We start from the raw sequence: 18,566 nt of genomic DNA, 5'->3' as shown, positions 1-18,566 counted from the left end.
TGCACCGGCCGATCTTCAGGGGAAAAGGCCTCTTTCGAGAGGCACCGGGAAGGCAGGCGTGATCCGTTACGCGAAACCCGCCACACTCGACCAGGCGCTCACGCTGCTCGGCGAAACCTCGTGGCGCGTGCTTGCCGGCAGCACTGATTTCTACCCTGCGCAAGGCAACCGCCCGATCCGCGAAAACATTCTCGATATCAACGGCATTGCCGCCCTGCGCGGCGTGACCGAGACCGACACGCATTGGCTGATCGGCGCCCGCACGACCTGGAGCGATATCATCCAGCAGCCGCTTCCCGCAGCCTTTGACGCACTGAAGCAGGCGGCGCGCGAGGTTGGTTCGCCACAGATCCAGAACGTCGCAACGATAGCAGGCAATCTGTGCAACGCCTCGCCCGCAGCCGACGGCGTACCGGCCTTGCTTACGCTCGACGCCGAGGTGGAATTGCGATCGCAAGCATCTAGTCGTCACCTGCCGCTCTCCGCCTTTGTTCTTGGCAACCGCCGCACCGCGCGTAAACCCAACGAACTGGTCACTGCAATCCGTGTGTCCAAGGCAAGTGCGACCGGGACATCGGCCTTCGTCAAGCTCGGTGCACGGCGCTACCTGGTGATCTCGATTGCCATGGCGGCGGCAAGGCTGATCATCGACGACGGCATCGTCCAGCAGGCGGCGATCGCGGTCGGGGCGTGTTCGGCCGTGGCGACACGGTTGCCGGACCTGGAACGGATGCTCGTTGGCCGCCCCGCGGATCGGCAGCTCGCCGATATTGCCAACATCGCCCCGATGCCGCAGCTGTCGCCAATCGACGATGTCCGCGGCTCCGCCGGCTACCGGCTGGAAGCGGCGCACCGGATCGTCGCCCGCGCGATCGACAGCGCCGCTGGCCTGCCGCACCAGACGGAGGTGGCGGCATGAGTATGGAGCGCGCCGACATCACCTTCCTGGTCAACGCCGCGCCCGTCACCGTCAGCGTGCCGCCGGTCTCCCGACTGTCTTGCGTTCTGCGCGACGAGTTGCGGCTCACCGGCACCAAGGTCGGCTGCGATGCCGGCGATTGCGGCGCCTGCACCGTGCTGGTCGACGGCCAACCTGTCTGCGCCTGCCTGACGCCGGCCGCCGCCGTCGCCGGGGCGGCGGTGACCACGGTCGAGGGGCTGGCGAATGGGCGCCTGTCGGCGCTGCAAGCGTCGTTTCTCAGGCACGGCGCGGCACAATGCGGCATCTGCACGCCCGGCCTGCTGGTGACCGCGACGGCGTTGCTGGAGAAAAATCCGCACCCCAGCGAGGCGGAGGTGCGGGATGCGCTGGGCGGAATCCTGTGCCGCTGCACCGGCTACCGCAAGATCATCGCCGCCGTCATGGACGTGGCGGCGATGGAACTTGCCCACCGCGACACCGATCTCGATTTCCGCCTGCCGGAGGCTGGAAAGGCCGTTGGCGCCTCGCCCATTCGGCTGGATGGCGTGCCGAAAGTAACAGGCGCCGAAAAGTTCGGCGGCGATTCCTTTCCCGAAAACGCGCTGGCAGTGCTTGTGCTGCGCTCGCCGCACCACCATGCCCGCTTCGCCTTTGGCGATCTTGATGCCTGGGTAAAGGCACATCCCGGCGTGGCCGGCATTTTCACCGCCGCCGACATTCCGGGAAGGAACCGGTTCGGCGTCATCCCGGCTTTTGCCGATCAACCGGCGCTGGCGGAAGGCATGGCGCGGTTCCGTGGCGAAGCGGTGGCGCTGATCGCGGCCGAACGCGCGGTCGCCGGCGATCTCGACCTCGGCGATTTTCCCATCGAATGGGCGCAGGAACCACACACGCTTTCGATGGAAGAGGCCCTCGCCGACGGGGCGAGTTTGATCCATCAGGATCGCGTCGCCAATCTGCTGACCAAGGGGCTTGTCGAGCGCGGCACGCCGGAGGAAGCCCTCGCGCAGGCCTTCATCACCGCATCGAGCCGCATCGAAACCTCTTTCGTCGAACACGCCTATATCGAACCGGAGGCCGGTTTTGCCTATCTGGACGGTGACACACTGGTCGTCGTGGCCTGCACGCAGGCGCCCTATATGGACCGCGACGATACTGCCCGCGTCCTCGGCATGCCGGCCGAAAAGGTGCGCATCGTGCCGACGGCGACCGGCGGCGGCTTCGGTTCCAAGCTCGACATCTCCGTGCAGCCGCTGATCGGCCTGGTAACGCTGAAGACCGGCCGGCCGGCGGCACTTGCCTTCACGCGCACCGAATCGATGATGGCGACGACCAAACGCCACCCGGCCGTCATGCGGGCGACGGCCGGCGCAAGCGCGGACGGCATCGTCAGCGCCATGGTATTCGACGCCGATTTCAACACCGGCGCCTATGCAAGCTGGGGGCCGACGGTCGCCAATCGCGTGCCGGTGCATGCGAGCGGCCCCTATGCGACGCCGCACTACCGGGCCGAAGGTCGTGCCATTCACACCAATGGCCCGATTTCCGGCGCGTTCCGCGGCTTCGGCGTGCCGCAGGCAACGATCATGCAGGAAGCGCTCTACGATCAGCTGGCCGACCAGCTCGGCATCGATCGGCTGGCCTTTCGCCTCCGCAACTGTCTTCGGAACGGCTCCGAAACGGTTACCGGCCAGAAGCTGGAGGCGGGCGTAGGTATCGGCGCCTGCCTTGAAGCGCTCGAACCGCATTGGGCGCGCGCCCTGAGCGAGGCCGTGGCCTTCAATGCCGGCGAAGAGGCAGTACGAGCCTCGGTGCGGCGTGGCGTCGGCATCGCCTCCTGTTGGTATGGCTGCGGCAACACCTCGCTGCCCAACCCGTCCACCATCAGGGTTGGCATATCGCCGGCCGGAACCGTTGTCCTGCATCAGGGCGCCGTCGACATCGGCCAGGGCTCCAACACCGTCATTGCCCAGATCTGCGCGGATGCGCTGGGGTTGCCGCTGGAAGCGTTCGTCCTGAAGGGCGCGGACACCGCGATCTCGCCGGACGCCGGCAAGACATCCGCCTCGCGCCAGACCTTCGTCACCGGAAAGGCGGCCGAAAAGGCCAGCCGCGCGCTGCGCGAAAGCATGCTGCGTTATGCCAATGTCTCCGATGCCGCGTCGCTTTCCCTCGATGGTGGCGCGCTCGTGATCCGCGAAGGCGATGCGCGGCGTCGCATCGATCTTGCTGGCCTTCCGGCGGATGCGGGCGGTTTCGTGTTCCAGGCAGAGGGAACCTACGACCCGCCCACATCGCCGCTCGACGCCAAGGGGCAAGGCAGCCCCTATGCCGTCTATGGCTATGGCGCGCAGATGGCCGAGCTCGAAGTGGATCTCGCGCTGGGCACGGTGAAGTTGCTGAAGATCACCGCGGCCCACGATGTCGGCAAGGCGATCAACCCGATCCTGGCCGAGGGTCAGATCGAAGGCGGTATCGCGCAAGGCATCGGCATGGCGCTGATGGAAGAATACATTCCCGGCCGCACCGAGAACCTGCACGACTATTTGATCCCGACCATCGGCGACGTGCCGCCGATCGAGACGATCCTGGTCGAGGTTCCCGATCCCGAGGGGCCGTTCGGCGCCAAGGGGCTGGGCGAACATTCGCTGATCCCGACCGCCCCGGCGATCCTCAATGCCATCCGCCATGCCACCGGTGTGACGATGACGAAGGTGCCGGCGACGCCGTCGCGGGTACTCGCGGCAATCCAGGCGGCATCGCGATGAGCGAACTGGCCGAACGCTTCGAAACCCACGACCCCGGCGAGAAGTCGGTCGCGGAGAAGATCCGCTGCGATGCCTGCCCGGTCATGTGCTACATCGCCAACGGTCGCAGCGGCGCCTGCGACCGCTATGGAAATCGCGACGGCCGCATCGTGCGGCTCGATCCGCTGACGATCCTCGACCATGCCGCCGAGACCGGGCAGCCGGTGGTTCCTTTCGTCGCCGACGGCGAAGCCTGGACCGGCGAACTCGTCAACAGCGGCCGGCGTTTCGTGACGGCGATCGGCGCCGGCACCACCTATCCCGACTACAAGCCGGCGCCGTTCATCGTCAGCCAGGAAGTCGAGGGCGTCGATCTCGTCACGGTAGTGACCGAAGGCATCTTCTCCTACTGCGGCGTCAAGGTGAAGGTCGACACCGACCGCCATATCGGCGACGAGACGGCAACCGTGCGGGCGGCGGGCGAAGCGATCGGCCATGTCACCACCGGCGAATATGGCTCGCAGATGCTGTCGCTCGGCGGCGTGCATCATCTGACCGGCGGGTCCAAGGCTGAGGGCCGCGCCACATGCGACGCGCTTCTGGCATTGTGCAACAAGCAACCGGTCGAGCTTACCATCGACGGCGGTGCCAGCATTGTCGTGCAGGCCGGCAAGACGCCGGTGATCGACGGCAAGCCGGAACAGCGCATGCGGGTCGGTTGCGGGTCGGCCACCATCGGCATGTTCGCGGCGCAATGGCGCGGGCTGGTCGACGAGGTCGTCGTCGTCGACGATCACATCACCGGCGTCGTTTCCGAACACCAAGCGGGCAAGGTGCTGGGCTGGGCCGACACCGGCATCCGCATCATCGGTCGCCGCTCGACGCCCGGCCGCTATTTCAAGGTATCGGAATCCGGGCTCGGCTGGGGCGGCACGACCATTGACGACCCGCTGTCGATTCTCGGCCCGTGGAATGCAGCGAAAGGCGCGCGGCCGGGCCTGTCGCTGCTGATGGTCTCCACCACAGGCGAACAGTTTGCCTATTACGAGCTGGACGCGGATTTGCGCCCGGTGGAAAAGCCGTTCCCCGAGCGGCTCGGCAAATCGGTCTCGCTCATCGAGGAGAATTGCGAACCGGCGCTGTGTACGGTGCTGTTCGTCGGCGGCGCCGGCGGCAGCCTGAGAGCCGGCGTGACCGAAAACCCGGTCAATCTGACCCGCTCCGTGCAACGCCTGGAAACCTATGTCACCGTCGGAGGCGCCCCGGTCTATGTCTGGCCGGGCGGCGGTATCACCCTGATGGTCGACGTCAGCCGCGTGCCGGACGGTGCCTTCGGCTACGTGCCGACACCGGCGCTGGTGGCGCCGATCGAATTCACGCTGCGCCGCGACGACTATCTGAGGCTCGGCGGCTACGAGGCGGAAATCCGCAGCCTTGCCGACGTCTTCGCGCATGGCGGCGAATATCTTAACGCGCGCCGCAGCGCCGCTGCGCCAGGCGAAAATCCCTGGCCACCGCTGGTGCAGTTGCGACAGGGCGGAAGCGCGCGATGAACGCCCCCGAAGCGCACTGGCTGGCCGATGGGCGCCGGCTTCATCTCCATCATGGGCCGATAGACCTGATCATCGAAGCCTTTGGTGACGGGACCGAAATGCGGGTCGCATATGAACAGGCGGCGGCACGCTTCCAGACGATCCTGCCCGAACTGGTGACCGAACTGCCGGCACTACGGCAACCGTCCGCGTTAAAACCTCGCGATTTCGCCGACCCCACCGCGCGGCGTATGGAGGCGGCGGTGTCGCCGCTGGCAAGAACCTTCATCACGCCGATGGCCGCGGTTGCCGGATCGGTCGCCGACGAGGTACTGGCAGCGATGCTGCGCGGCCGCAATCTCCAACGCGCCTATGTCAACAATGGCGGCGACAGCGCGTTGCACCTCGCGCCGGGCCAATCGATGACACTGGCCATTGCCGGAACCGGACACGGCTTTTCCGACCGCATCCTGGTGCGCGCCGAAGACGCCGTGCGTGGCATTGCGACCAGCGGCTGGCGCGGCCGCTCCTTTTCGCTCGGCATTGCCGACGCGGTGACGGTTCTGGCACGCAATGGCGCCGAGGCCGACGCGGCGGCAACGCTGATTGCCAATGCCGTCGACCTGCCCGGCCATCCAGCAATCTCCCGGCGTCCAGCGCTTGCTCTGGCCCCCGACAGCGATCTCGGCGACCGGCTGGTCACGACCGGCGTCGGGACGCTCTCGCGCCAAGAAACCGCCAAGGCACTGGACAGTGGCCTGGCCGTCGCCGAAGACTTTCGGCAGCGCGGGCTGATCGAAGCAGCGGCCTTGTTTCTCAACGGCGCGGTCGCGGTCAGTGGAGAGATCGAACCGACCTCCCACTGCGACCACTCGCCATTCCTTTCAACCGACAGATCGACCGCCAAGGACCCAGCCCATGCCTGAATTTCCCATTCGAAAAATCGCCGTGCTGAGCGAGGAGATCATCCATGACGGCGGGCCGGCGGCGAATATGCCGCGCCGCCGCGCTGCGGCCATGGCCTTGGTCAAGAACCCCTTTGCCGGTCGCTATGAGGAGAAGCTGCAAGGCGCCATGGACGACCTGAAACCTCTGGGGCTGCTGTTGACGGATCGACTGATCGCCGCACTCGGCGGCGACGCGCATATCATTGACGGCTACGGCAAGGGCGCCATCGTCGGCAGCGCCGGCGAATTGGAACATGGTGCGCTGTGGCACGCGCCGGGCGGCTATGCGATGCGCGAACGGCTGGGCGAAGCCAAGGCGATCGTGCCCTCGGCCAAGAAGGTGGGAGGCTTCGGCGCGCGGCTCGACGTGCCGATCGGCCATATCAACGCCGCCTATGTGCGCTCGCATTTCGACGCCATGGAGATCGGCATCGCCGACGGGCCTCGCCCCGACGAAATCCTGTTCTGCCTTGTCATGACCTGCGGGCCGCGCATCCACAACCGCATGGGCGGCCTGGAGGCCAAGGACATCAAGTTGTGGGACGGCCAAAGATGACGGCCAGCAAGGCGCCGCTGACGCTCGTCGACCACGACGAGGCGGATGAAATCTATCATCTGCAAGACCAGGTCGGCTTCGTGCTGCGCAAGGCGCACCAGCGGCACCTGTCGATCTTCGCTTCGCGTATCGCAGACCTGACGCCGCCGCAATTCGCGGCGCTGGCCAGGCTCCACGAGGTTGGCGAAACCTCGCAGAATCAGCTCGGCCAGATGATTGCCATGGATGCCGCCACCGTGAAGGGGGTCATCGACCGGCTGAAATCGCGCGGCTATGTCGATCTCAAGAAACACGAGACTGACAAGCGGCTGCTTTTGGTGTCGCTGACGGCTGCCGGGCGTAAGGCCATCGAACAACTCATACCGTTGGCGAAGGCCATCACCGGCGAGACCCTGGCGCCGCTGTCGGCCAGGGAGGCGGCGCAGTTCCTGCGCCTGCTGGCCAAGATCGCGTAATCCACCGCTTCGTGTGCTGCGCCCGGGTGCATCCGACGGACGTCAGCCCGAAGCTGACGGTTGTTCGCGCTACGGCTCGATGCCGAACATCTTCTTCGCCTGGCTTGCCGTGTAGTAGCCCTGCGCCACATCGTGGCGGACCGCTTCGGGATCGCGCTTGCGCGGATCGCCATAACCGCCGCCGCCGGGTGTCTCGACGCGAACGCGGTCGCCCGCCTTCAGCGGGATGTCCTGTTCCTTGGAAAGATGCTGCGGCACATGCTCCTTGCCATCGCGGATCACCGTCACCGTGTTGACGGCGCCGTCGCGACCGCCCAGCACGCCTTGCGGACCAAAGCGGCCGTGATCCATGACGAAAGAGGCACGCGCCTCGCCACGCAGCAACTCGACCTCATAGGCCAGCCCGAAGCCGCCACGATGGCGCCCCGCGCCGCCGGAGCCTTCACGCAACGCGTAGTGACGGTAGAGCACCGGGAAAGCCTGTTCCATGATCTCGACCGGCGGCGACTTGGAAATGCCAATGGTCGAGCAGCCGTTGGCAAGCCCGTCGTGACGGGCGTTGCCGCCATAACCGCCGCCGGAAATCTGGTACATGACATAGTCGCGGCCGCGAGCCGGATCGTGGCCGCCGAGCGCGAAATTGCCGCTCGACCCAGCAGGCGCCGCCGTCACCTTGTCCGGGAGTGCCTGCACCATGGCCGCGAAAACCGCTTCCGCGATGCGCTGCGAGACTTCCGCCGCGCAACCGGAAACCGGGCGCGGATAGCTGGCATCGAGGAAAGTGCCTTCCGGGCGCTTGACGATCAACGGCTCGAAAGCGCCGGCGCTGATCGGCACATCCGGAAAGATATGGCGCATGGCGAGATAGACCGACGACAGCGTCGTGGCGAGCACGCTGTTCATCGGCCCGGCGCAGGGTTTCGATGAACCTCCGAAATCGAAAGTCAGCGTGTCGCCCTTCTTCTCCACGGCAAGCGCGATGGTCAGCGGTTCGTCGACGACGCCGTCGGAATCGACATAGGCCTTAGAGCGGTAGATGCCATCGGCGATGGCCGCTATGTTGGCACGCATCTGCTCGGCGGCGCGCTGGCGTAATTCCGCGACCGCTGCAGAGACGGTTTCGTCTCCGTAACGATCTAGGATTTCGTTGAGCCTGTCCTGCCCGACAAGCAGGGCGGCGGCCTGCGCTTTGATATCGCCGATGCGCTGGTCGGCGACACGGATGTTGGAACAGATGATGGCGTAAATCTCGGGATCGAGCACGCCTTTCTTGAACAGCTTGACTGGCGGCAGGCGCAGCCCTTCCTGTTCGACGGCGGTGGCGGAGGCGGAAAAACCGCCTGGCACGGCGCCACCAATATCCGGCCAATGGCCCGTGTTGGAGAGCCAGCAGAAGATCGCGCCGCCGCGATAGATGGGCATGGCGAAGCGCACATCCATGAGATGCGTGCCGCCGAGATAAGGATCGTTGACGATGTAGATGTCGCCCGGTTCCGGTGGCAGGCAGCGGCCAGCGGCGATCATCTCGATGACGATCCGGGTTGAGTACTGCATGACGCCGACGAAGACCGGCAGGCCTTGCGAGCCTTGCGCGATCAACGCGCCGTCAACGGCCGAATAGATGCCGTCGGAACGATCGTTGGCTTCAGCGATGACCGGCGAGAAAGCGGCGCGCGAAAAGGTCAGGTCCATCTCGTCGCAGACCTGCTGCAGACCCGCCTGTATGACGGAAAGTGTAATGGCATCGAGGCTGATATGCGTCATCGGCTGCCCACCTCGACGATCAGATTGCCGTCGGCATCGCTGGTTGCCCTGTCGCCCGGCTCGAGCACGGTGGTGGCATCCATCTGCTCGATGATCGCCGGGCCCTCGATCTCCGCCTCGAGTGGCAGTTTTTCGCGGGCATAAACCGGCGTGTCGCGCCAGACGCCGTCATACCAGACCAGGCGAACCTCGGCGCGGGCCTCGGCCAGCTTGCTGGCGCGGCCAGCGGGGTCGATCAGCGTCGACAGATCGATCTGCGGCCGCACACCGGTAACCGAGGTGTTCAGATTGACGAGATTGGCGCGGATTTCCGGCAGCTCGACCTTGAAGCGGACAAAATAGGCCTTTTCGAAAAGCCCCTGCAGGGTGGCGCGGTCGACCCGCGCCGATGGCAGCGGCACATTGATCAGGTGGGTCTGGCCGACGAACTGCATGTCAGCGGAATGGCTGACGCGGACCGCCTGTGGCTTCACCGCTTCCTTGGCGATCAGGCTTTCACCCTCGGCGCGATGCGCCTCGAGGATCTGTTCCACGCGCTTTTCGTCGATGCTGGCGACGGGCTGGTTCAGCGTGTTGACGAAGTCGTGCCTCATATCGGCGACGACGCAGCCTAGCGCATTGGTGATGCCCGGCCGTGCTGGCACCAGCACGCGCGGCAGGCCAAGCTCGCGCGCCAGCGCGCTGGCGTGCAACGGACCGGCCCCGCCGAAGGCGAACAGCGTGAAGTCGCGCGGGTCGTGGCCGCGGCCAACCGACACCATACGGATGGCGCCTGCCATCTTGATATTGGCCAGCCTCAGCACCGCGCCGGCCGCCTCGACGCCGGAGAGGCCGGTGAACAGGCCGATCTTGTCCTCGAATATCCGGGTCACGCTTTCGACGCTGACAGGATTGTCGACGGCGAGCAGTTTTTTCGGCGCCAGGCGACCGAGCACCAGATTGGCATCGGTGATGGTTGGCAGCTTGCCTCCGCGCCCGTAGCAGATCGGGCCGGGACTGGCACCGGCGCTTTCCGGCCCGACGCGGATCAGGCCGGCCGCGTCGACACGCGCGATCGAGCCGCCGCCGGCGCCGACCGTGTGCACAGCCACCATCGGCACGTGGATCGGCATGGCGTATTCCAGCTCGATCTCGTTGGAGACAGCCGGTTCGGCATCGCGGATCAGCGCCACATCGGTGGAGGTGCCGCCCATGTCATAGGTGACAAGGTTACGGTGGTCGGCACGGCGACCGGTATAGGCGGCGGCGATCACACCGGAGGCCGGACCAGACATCACCGTCTTGGCGGCTTCGTGGGCGACGAAACGCGCCGAGATCATGCCGCCATTGCCGTTCATGATGAGGAAGTCGCGCTTATAGCCCTGGCCGGCGAGTTCATCGCGCAGCCGGGCGACATAACGCTCAAGGATCGGCTGCACGGCGGCGTTGACGGAGGCCGTCACGCCGCGCTCGAATTCGCGCGCTTCGGACAAAAGCGTGTGACCGACGGTGATATGGCCGTTCGGCCAGAGCTCGGCGGCGATCTCGGCGGCGCGGCGCTCGTGCAGCGGGTTGGCATAGGAATGCAGGAAATGGATGACGAGCGATTCACAGCCTGCCGCCAGCAACCAACGTACCGCATGCCGCACACCCTCCTCGTCAAGCGGGACACGCACCCGGCCCGACGCTTCCACGCGCTCGTCGATTTCGAGACGCAAGAGACGCGGGATAACCGGCTCGAAGGTACCGGTCATACCATAGGCCTGCGGCCGGGTGCGCCGGCCGAGTTCGATGATGTCGCGGAAACCAGCCGTTGTGATCATGCCGGTCCGGGCCAGCCTGCGCTCCAGCACGGCGTTGGTAGTGGTGGTGGTGCCGTGGACGATCAGGTCAATGTCGGCGGGGCTGACGCCGGTGGCGCCGAGCGCCGAGACGACGCCGAAGGCCTGATTGTCGAGCGTGGTCGGCGTCTTGGCGATGCGGACCTTGCCGCCATCGCGGCCATCGATCAGGATCAGGTCGGTAAATGTGCCGCCAACGTCGATGCCGGCGACGACATTGTCCGATTGCGCCGGAACTTTCTCATTCATCGCCGAAATCCGAAAAGTCCGAACTGCCGATGAAGGCCAGTTTGGAAAGGCGTTCCGCGGCACGATCTTGACGCTAAGATCATTTGTATACTAATAGATTTCCGTTACAAGAGCCTGCCCCTAGACAATGCCGAGGCATATCGGGACCCGCAAAAGCGGCGCGCAGGAGAGCCCCAGGCAGCAGGAAAAGGTTGGTTCTATGAGCACCGCTTCCGCCCAGAGCACGGATGCAGCCACGCCGTTGCAGTTCCCTATTCCGGCGAACGTTTTTGCTGAAAAGGTCGTTTCGGTGAAGCACTACACCGACCGGCTGTTTTCCTTCCGTATCACCCGGCCGCAATCGTTGCGTTTCCGCTCCGGCGAGTTCGTCATGATCGGCCTGCCGAATGCGGAGAAGCCGGTATACCGCGCTTATTCCGTGGCGAGCCCGGCATGGGACGAAGAGCTCGAATTCTTCTCCATCAAGGTGCCGGACGGCCCGCTCACCCAGCACCTGCAGAAGATCCAGCCCGGCGACACCATTTTGATGCGCCACAAGGCGACCGGCACGCTGGTGCTGGACGCACTTACCCCGGCCAAGCGCCTGTTCATGATCTCGACCGGCACCGGCATCGCGCCCTTCGCCAGCCTGCTGCGCGACCCCGATACCTACGAGAAGTTCGAGCACGTCTATCTCACCCACACCTGCCGCGACGTGGCCGAGTTGGCCTATGGCCAGGAACTGGTGGCAGCGCTGGCGGAGGACCCGCTGATCGGCGAATTCACCAACGGGCGCGTGACGCTCTACAATTCGACGACGCGCGAAACCTCCGAGCGTATGGGCCGCATCACGGCGCTGGTCGGCTCCGGCAAGTTCTATACCGACCTCGGTATCGAGCCGCTGAACCCGGAAACCGACCGCATCATGATCTGCGGTTCGATGCACATGCTGAAGGACGTCAAGGAAATGGCTGAAAGCCTTGGCTTCGTCGAAGGCTCGCTGAGTGCTCCAGCCACCTTCGTGGTGGAACGCGCCTTCGTCGGCTGATCGATGGTGGTTGCGACGTCAACCGCTCGAAGAAATGGCGCCCGAGGGCGCCATTTTCATTTCACAGCCTTGCCGTCCGCATCGAAACGGTAGGTCTTGGCCGGATCCGGCGTGGCATAAAGCGTCGACCCCGGCTCGGCGTTGTAGACGCCGAAGATGCGCACCGTGATCAGGCCGGCTTTTTCGCAATCGAGATAGACATTGGTGTCGGCACCGAGATGTTCGGTGTGCACGACCGTGCCTTTCCACGAACCGGACTTCGGATCGACGGTCAGATGTTCCGGGCGCACGCCGATGGTCTTGACGGTTTCGCCCAGCCGCGCGCCGTCAACGAAGTTCATCTTCGGCGAGCCGATGAAACCGGCGACGAATTCATTGGCCGGCGACTGGTAAAGCTCCATCGGCGCGCCGATCTGCTCGATGCGGCCGGCATTCAGCACCACGATCTTGTCGGCCAGCGTCATTGCCTCGACCTGGTCGTGAGTGACGTAGATCATCGTCGCCTTGAGCCGGCGGTGCAGCTGCGCGATCTCGAGACGCGTGTTGACGCGCAGCGCGGCATCCAGGTTCGACAGCGGCTCGTCGAACAGGAACAGCTTCGGCTCGCGCACCACGGCGCGGCCGATGGCGACGCGCTGGCGCTGGCCACCGGAAAGTTCGGCCGGGCGGCGCTTGAGGTAGGGTTCCAGCGAAAGCATGGCGGATGCGGCGCCGATACGCTTGTCGATCTCGGCAGCCGGCTCGCCAGCCTGCTTGAGGCCGAGCGCCATGTTGTCGCGCACGCTGAGATGCGGATAGAGCGCATAGGTCTGGAACACCATGGCGATACCGCGCTTGGCCGGCGGCGTCGAAGTGACCTCCTGGCTATCGATCAGGACGCGGCCGGAGGAAGCGTCCTCCAGGCCGGCGATGACACGCAGCAGGGTCGACTTGCCACAGCCCGACGGGCCGACGAAGACGACGAATTCGCCATCCTTCACGTCGAGGTCGATGCCCTTCAGCACGTCCACCGGCCCGAAGGATTTCTTCACATTCTCGATCTTCAGAGAGCCCACGGCTGTTCCTCGCTCGATTGCTAGAGTTTGACGGGATTGCCGGTGCGCACGCTTTCGTCGGCGGCAAGGCAGACGGCAAGCGAACGCACGGCATCGTCCATGTGGCGGGTGAGGTCGACATTCTCGCGAATGGCTTTCAGCACGAAAGCCTGTTCGAAATCGCACAATTCCTGGTGGCCCGGTTCGCCTTCCATGGAAAGCAGTTCGTCGGGTTTCAGGAACTTACCGTCGGCACCGGTCGCGGCCTGGTGCAGGCGGATGGTCGAGGTCTTGGTATGGGTGTCGATATCGTCCGACTTCACACCCTCGGCCATGACGATCGACACGCAGCCCTTCGGCGACATCACGTCCTTCACGAAGAAGGCGGTCTCCGAGATCATCGGGCCCCAACCGGCCTCATACCAGCCGACCGAACCGTCCTCGAACAGCACCTGCAAGTGACCGTAATTGTACATGGAGGGCGCCACCTCATCGGAGAGGCGCACGCCCATGCCACGCACTTCGACGGGCGCGGAATCGGTGATCTGCAGCATGACGTCGAGATAATGGACGCCGCAATCGACGATCGGCGAGGTGGTCTGCATCAACTGCTTGTGCGTCTGCCAGGTATGGCCGGACGACTGCTGGTTGAGGTTCATGCGGAACACATAAGGGCCGCCCAGCTTGCGGGCCTCGGCGATCAGCCGCACCCAGGACGGGTGATGGCGCAGGATATAGCCGATCACCAGCTTCTTGCCGTTGGCCTTGGCGGCGTCGACCACCCGGCGCGCATCGGCGACCGTGGTGGCCAGCGGCTTCTCGACGAAGACATGGCAGCCAGCCTCGAAGGCGTGCACCGCATAGTCGGCATGGCTGTCCGAATAGGTGGCGATGCAGGCAAGGTCCGGTTTCTCGTCGCGCAGTGCGTCCTCGAACGAACGACGGATCTCGTGACCCGCCAGCCCGCCGGGCAGCGGCACGTCCGAACGGTTGACGAGGGCCGCAATCTCGAAGCCCGGATTGTTGTAGTAGGCCAGCGCGTGGCTGCGGCCCATATTGCCCAGGCCGGCAACGACAACGCGGAGGGGTTTGGTCGAAGTCACTTTGATGTCCTGTGTCGGGTTTCTTTGTTGTTGCTTTGAGGACGGCGCTTACTTCACCGCGCCTGAGGTGATGCCGCGGATGAGCTGCCGCGAGAAGATCAGATAGAGGACCAGCACCGGCAGGATCGCCAGCGACAGCGCCGCCAGGATAGCGTTCCAGTTGGTAACGAACTGGCCAAGGAAGATCTGCGCGCCGAGCGTCACCGTCTTGGTGGCCTCCGACGGCGCCAGGATCAGCGGGAACCACAGATCGTTCCAGATCGGGATCATGGTGAACACGGCGACCGTGGCCATGGCCGGGCGGACCAGCGGCAACACCAGCCTGAAGAAGATCGTGTATTCGGAGAGCCCGTCGATGCGGCCGGCATTTTTTAGATCGTCCGACACGCCCTTCATGAATTCCGAAAGAATGAAGATAGCGAGCGGCAGGCCCTGTGCGGTGTAGACCAGGATCAGTGCCGTCAACGTGTTGACCAGCCCCGAAGCCACCATCAGCTGCAGGATGGCGACAGTACCGAGGCGGATCGGGATCATGATGCCGAGCGCCAGGTACAAGCCCATCAGCGTGTTGCCGCGGAAGCGGTATTCCGACAGGGCGAAGGCGGCCATGGCGCCGAACAGCAGCACGAAGAACAGCGAGACGACGGTGACGATCAGGCTGTTCTGGAAATAGAGGAAGAAATCGCCCTGGCCGAACACGGTGGTGTAGCCGATCAGGTCGAAGGTCTTCGGCGTCGGCGGCGTCAGCGGCTGCTGAAAGATCGCCTGGCGCGACTTGAACGAGTTGATGACGACGACGAAGACCGGGAACAGCGCGATGACGGTGTAGGTCAAAAGGATCGCGTGCGCGCCGATCGTGCGCGGCAGGGAAGAGGTGGCCTTACTCATCGTGACGCCCTCAGAACTGGTAGCGGCGCAGGCGCCGCTGCACGAGGAAGAGATAGAAGCAGACGCCGATCAGGATGATCAGGAACATCATGGTGGCGATGGTGGCGCCCATGTTCGGATCGCCGACCTGCAACTGGAAACCGAAGAAGGCGCGATAGAGGAAGGTGCCCAAGATATCGGTCGAGTAGTTCGGCCCGGCCAAGGCGCCCTGCGCGGTGTAGATCAGGTCGAAGGCGTTGAAATTGCCGACGAAAGTGAGGATCGAGATGATGCCGATGGCAGGCAGGATCAGCGGCAGCTTGATCTTCCAGAACTGCGACCAGCCGGTGACGCCGTCGCATTCGGCCGCCTCGATCACCTCTTCCGGGATGGACAGAAGCGCTGCGTAGATCAGCATCATCGGGATACCGACGAACTGCCAGACCGAGATCAGGCTGAGTGCGGTGAGCGCGTATTCTTCCTTGCCGAGCCACGGCGTGAACAGGCTTTTCAGGCCGACCATGCCGAGCAGGTCGGGTGCCACGCCCCAGATCGGCGACAGGATCAGCTTCCAGGCGAAGCCGACGATGACGAAGGACAGGATCGTGGGGATGAAGATCGCGGTACGGTAGAAGGCGGTGAAACGCAGCTTCGGGCTGGAGAGCAGCGCCGCCAGCATGACACCGATCGGGTTCTGCACCAGCATGTGGATGATGAAGAACCAGACATTGTTCTTCAGCGCGTTCCAGAAATTGAACGACCAGTTGGGGTCGCCGAACAAGGTGCGGAAGTTGTCGAAGCCGACAAAGGTTTGCACCTGCTCGATGCTACGGAACAGCGAGAGCTGCAGCGTGCCGAACAGCGGCAGGATCATAACGGCCGTGTAGACGAGCACCGCCGGCGCCAGGAAGACGCCGATGTGCAAACGGAACGGTTTTTTCGATGCTGCAGCCATGAGTTCGGTCCTTACCGCCTCGGGTGTCGCCGTCAAATTGTGAGAATGCCGCCCCTCGCCTGCCCGCCGAGATTTTCCCCGAACATCCGGGGAAACGACAGACATGAAGCCGGCGCCCCTTCTCCAGTCTTCAAAGGAAGAGCGTAAGGGCGAGGAACCGCGCCGACAATCAGAATCTACAGTTCGGGACAGGCCGGGCCGCGATAAACGCGGCCCGGTCGTTTCACAGTCTTACTTCGCCGGCTTGTACCAGCTGTCGAGACCCTTCTGCAGCTTACCGGCTGCGACTTCCGGGGTGTCGGTGCCGTTGATGACGTTGGCCGATTCAACCCAGGTCTCGTTTTCGAGGTTCGGCGTGCCGCGCGACAGAACCTGATAGGTCGAGCGGATCGTCGGCTTGCACTTCTCGCGCCAGGAGACGAATTCCTGCGCCAGCGGATCCGCCATCTTCACCGGCGCGGAGTTCAGGCTGAAGAAGCCTGGCAGCGCGTTGGCATAGATGCCGGCGAATTCCGGCGAGGCGACCCAGGTCAGGAAGGTTTTTGCCGCGTCGGCGTTCTTGCTCTTGGCGTTGAGGCCGATGCCGATGTCGGTGTGGTCGGAGATGTAGCAGGTGTCGCCTGCCTTGCCGACCGGCGGCGGGAAGGCGCCCATCTTGAACTGCGCCTGGGTGTTGAACAGGCCGATCTCCCACGAGCCGGCCGGATAGATGGCGGCGCGGCCGAGCGTGAAGAGGTTCTGGCTGTCCGGATAGGTCTGCGCCTCGAAGCCGTCGCCGAGATAAGGCTTCCACTTGACGAGTTCGGCATAGGGTTCGACCCAGTCCTTGTCGGTCAGCTTCTGCTTGCCGGCGATCAGAGCGAGACGGCCCTCTTCACCCTTCCAGTAGTTCGGACCGATGTTCTGGTAGCCCATGGTGGCGGCTTCCCAGAGGTCCTTGGTGCCCATCGCCATCGGGATGTAGGTGCCGTCGGCCTTGATCTTGTCGAGCGCGGCGAAGAATTCGTCGCGGGTCTGCGGCACCTTGAGGCCGAGCTTGTCGAAGGCGTCCTTGTTGTAGATGAAGCCGTGGATGACCGAGGCCATCGGCACGCAGAAGGTGGCCGAACCATCGTCGGTCGACCATGCGGACTTGGCCACGCTGGAGAAATTCTCCATGCCGGACAGCTTGGTCAGGTCGGCGAGATCGCCCTTCTTGTAGAGTTCGAGCGACTTGTCGAACGGACGGCAGGTGATGAGATCGCCGGCCGAACCAGCGGCGAGCTTGGCGCCGAGAGCGGCGTCATACTCGGTCGGCGCCGACGGCGCGAACACCACCTTGATGCCGGGGTTCTTCGCCTCAAAGGCCGGGATCAGCTTGTCCTTCCAGATGGCGAGGTCGTCACCGCGCCAGCTTTCGATATTGAGCGTGACATCAGCGGCGGAAGCGGTCCCGGCCAAGCCGAGTACGCTGGAGCCCAAAAGTAATGCCGTAAGAAGTTTCGTCTTCATGCTCAGTCTCCCTGTTGACCTTTTTCAGGTTCGGTTTTGACGAGATGGGAGACTTTCGCCTCCCTGCTCTCCTCTGATGGCGGAAAGGGCCGGCCTCAACCTCTGGCCAGTCTTCTCCAGTATCTTCTCGGCAGCATCGACGCTGGTGGCGCCGGCAGCGAGCAGAATGGCGGTCTTGACGGCGCCGCCGCTCATTTCGAGCGACCGTTCGGCATCGCCGCGGTCGCGCCCGGTGACGGCGGCGACAATCCGGGCAGCGCGATCGCGCAGTTTGGCGTTGTCGGCGAGAAGATTGACCATATAGCCGTCATGGACATGGCCGAGATGGATGGCGGCCAGGGTCGACAGCATGTTGAGCGCGATTTTCTGGGCGGTGCCTGCACCCATGCGGGTGGAGCCGGCGATGACTTCCGGCGGCGTCTTCAAGAGGATCGCGACATCGGCGGCCTGCAGCAGCGGCGTCTCGCCATTGTTGGCCACGGCGATGGTTGCCGCGCCGCGACGCTTGGCTTCCAGCAATGCCCGTACGGCATAGGGGGTCGAGCCGCTGGCCGACAATGCTATCAAGCAATCGTTCTTGCCGATATTAGCACCTTCAACGGCTTCGGCCGCCTCGCCCTCGTCGTCCTCGGGGCCACCGGCGAGAGTCTGGAATGCTTCCTGCCCACCGGCAATCAGGATGGCGATGCGACTGCGGTCGATGCCGAACGTGCCCGGCAATTCGAGGGCGTCGGCCAGAGCCATCAGGCCGGAACTGCCGGCCGCGGCATAGACGAGCTTGCCACCCGCATTCAAACGATCGGCGATCAACGCAGCTGCGGAGGCAATGGCGGGGATGGCCTCACGGACAGCGGACGCAGCCTCGATCTGGGCTTCCGCAAGCGAAGCCAAAACAGCTTCCGGAGCCCGGACATCCAGGCCTTCCGCGTCGCGATGCTTCGCTTCGGTGCGCTTCTGCGCCATTCCAATTCCTCCACCTTTCTCGACAATACCAAAAAAATACCACTTGTCCACATGCATTAGCAATTTCGCAGCAATTTCCTTTCTGACCAAACTAAATCATCCTATTTTTCATACAGTTACCGCTTTTTGAATCG

The 18,566-nt window shown here is 64.2% G+C and carries 15 protein-coding genes; 7 read left to right on the top strand and 8 right to left on the bottom strand.

Features of this window, described 5'->3' with window-relative positions; genetic code table 11:
• Window positions 1–58 precede the first annotated feature (58 nt).
• From AB4136_RS02925 to AB4136_RS02900, 6 genes are read left to right on the top strand one after another with little or no spacing between them, the layout of a single operon-like run.
• Window positions 59–919, top strand: a complete 861-nt coding sequence (locus AB4136_RS02925) for an FAD binding domain-containing protein (protein ID WP_024924375.1) — start codon at window positions 59–61, stop codon at window positions 917–919.
• Entirely contained in the window at window positions 916–3,690 is a 2,775-nt protein-coding gene (locus AB4136_RS02920) for a molybdopterin-dependent oxidoreductase (protein ID WP_137900315.1), read from the top strand. Before AB4136_RS02925 ends, AB4136_RS02920 begins: the two co-directional genes overlap by 4 nt.
• The gene (locus tag AB4136_RS02915) at window positions 3,687–5,222 is read left to right on the top strand and encodes a 6-hydroxynicotinate reductase (protein ID WP_137900316.1); all 1,536 of its coding nucleotides are present in this window, start codon (window positions 3,687–3,689) and stop codon (window positions 5,220–5,222) included. Before AB4136_RS02920 ends, AB4136_RS02915 begins: the two co-directional genes overlap by 4 nt.
• Window positions 5,219–6,127, top strand: a complete 909-nt coding sequence (locus AB4136_RS02910; protein WP_024924378.1) for a UPF0280 family protein — start codon at window positions 5,219–5,221, stop codon at window positions 6,125–6,127. The genes AB4136_RS02915 and AB4136_RS02910 overlap by 4 nt, the downstream gene beginning before the upstream one ends.
• Entirely contained in the window at window positions 6,120–6,704 is a 585-nt protein-coding gene (locus tag AB4136_RS02905; RefSeq protein WP_024924379.1) for an amino acid synthesis family protein, read from the top strand. Before AB4136_RS02910 ends, AB4136_RS02905 begins: the two co-directional genes overlap by 8 nt.
• Window positions 6,701–7,159, top strand: coding sequence for a MarR family winged helix-turn-helix transcriptional regulator (locus tag AB4136_RS02900; protein ID WP_024924380.1), 459 nt, complete (start codon window positions 6,701–6,703; stop codon window positions 7,157–7,159). The genes AB4136_RS02905 and AB4136_RS02900 overlap by 4 nt, the downstream gene beginning before the upstream one ends.
• A gap of 69 nt (window positions 7,160–7,228) precedes the next feature.
• Here the strand turns inward: AB4136_RS02900 and AB4136_RS02895 are convergent, their stop codons facing one another.
• Entirely contained in the window at window positions 7,229–8,923 is a 1,695-nt protein-coding gene (locus AB4136_RS02895) for a hydantoinase B/oxoprolinase family protein (RefSeq protein ID WP_036255305.1), read from the bottom strand.
• Window positions 8,920–10,992 (bottom strand): hydantoinase/oxoprolinase family protein, encoded by a 2,073-nt coding sequence (locus tag AB4136_RS02890; RefSeq protein ID WP_024924382.1) that lies wholly within the window; start codon window positions 10,990–10,992, stop codon window positions 8,920–8,922. The genes AB4136_RS02895 and AB4136_RS02890 overlap by 4 nt, the downstream gene beginning before the upstream one ends.
• A 199-nt stretch (window positions 10,993–11,191) precedes the next feature.
• Here AB4136_RS02890 and AB4136_RS02885 point away from each other — a divergent pair, with 199 nt between their 5' ends.
• Window positions 11,192–12,019, top strand: coding sequence for a ferredoxin--NADP reductase (locus AB4136_RS02885; RefSeq protein ID WP_024924383.1), 828 nt, complete (start codon window positions 11,192–11,194; stop codon window positions 12,017–12,019).
• Between the two features lie 56 nt (window positions 12,020–12,075).
• Here AB4136_RS02885 and AB4136_RS02880 read toward each other — a convergent pair whose 3' ends face one another.
• From AB4136_RS02880 to AB4136_RS02855, 6 genes are all read right to left on the bottom strand, one after another.
• Window positions 12,076–13,074, bottom strand: a complete 999-nt coding sequence (locus AB4136_RS02880) for an ABC transporter ATP-binding protein (RefSeq protein ID WP_024924384.1) — start codon at window positions 13,072–13,074, stop codon at window positions 12,076–12,078.
• Window positions 13,075–13,094: 20 nt separating this feature from the next.
• On the bottom strand, window positions 13,095–14,156 hold the full coding sequence (locus AB4136_RS02875; protein WP_024924385.1) for a Gfo/Idh/MocA family protein: 1,062 nt from the start codon (window positions 14,154–14,156) through the stop codon (window positions 13,095–13,097).
• Window positions 14,157–14,204: 48 nt separating this feature from the next.
• Entirely contained in the window at window positions 14,205–15,044 is an 840-nt protein-coding gene (locus AB4136_RS02870; RefSeq protein ID WP_024924386.1) for a carbohydrate ABC transporter permease, read from the bottom strand.
• A gap of 10 nt (window positions 15,045–15,054) precedes the next feature.
• Window positions 15,055–15,978: a carbohydrate ABC transporter permease gene (locus AB4136_RS02865; protein WP_024924387.1), complete on the bottom strand. Its 924-nt coding sequence runs from the start codon at window positions 15,976–15,978 to the stop codon at window positions 15,055–15,057.
• A 231-nt stretch (window positions 15,979–16,209) separates the two neighbouring features.
• On the bottom strand, window positions 16,210–17,469 hold the full coding sequence (locus AB4136_RS02860; RefSeq protein WP_024924388.1) for an ABC transporter substrate-binding protein: 1,260 nt from the start codon (window positions 17,467–17,469) through the stop codon (window positions 16,210–16,212).
• 24 nt (window positions 17,470–17,493) lie between these two features.
• Entirely contained in the window at window positions 17,494–18,432 is a 939-nt protein-coding gene (locus tag AB4136_RS02855; protein WP_024924389.1) for an N-acetylmuramic acid 6-phosphate etherase, read from the bottom strand.
• Between the last annotated feature and the right edge of the window lie 134 nt (window positions 18,433–18,566).

The organism is Mesorhizobium sp. 2RAF21, assembly GCF_052115345.1.
In the GTDB taxonomy this organism is placed as follows: Bacteria; Pseudomonadota; Alphaproteobacteria; order Rhizobiales; family Rhizobiaceae; genus Mesorhizobium; species Mesorhizobium terrae.
This window is presented reverse-complemented; position numbering and strand designations above follow the sequence as displayed.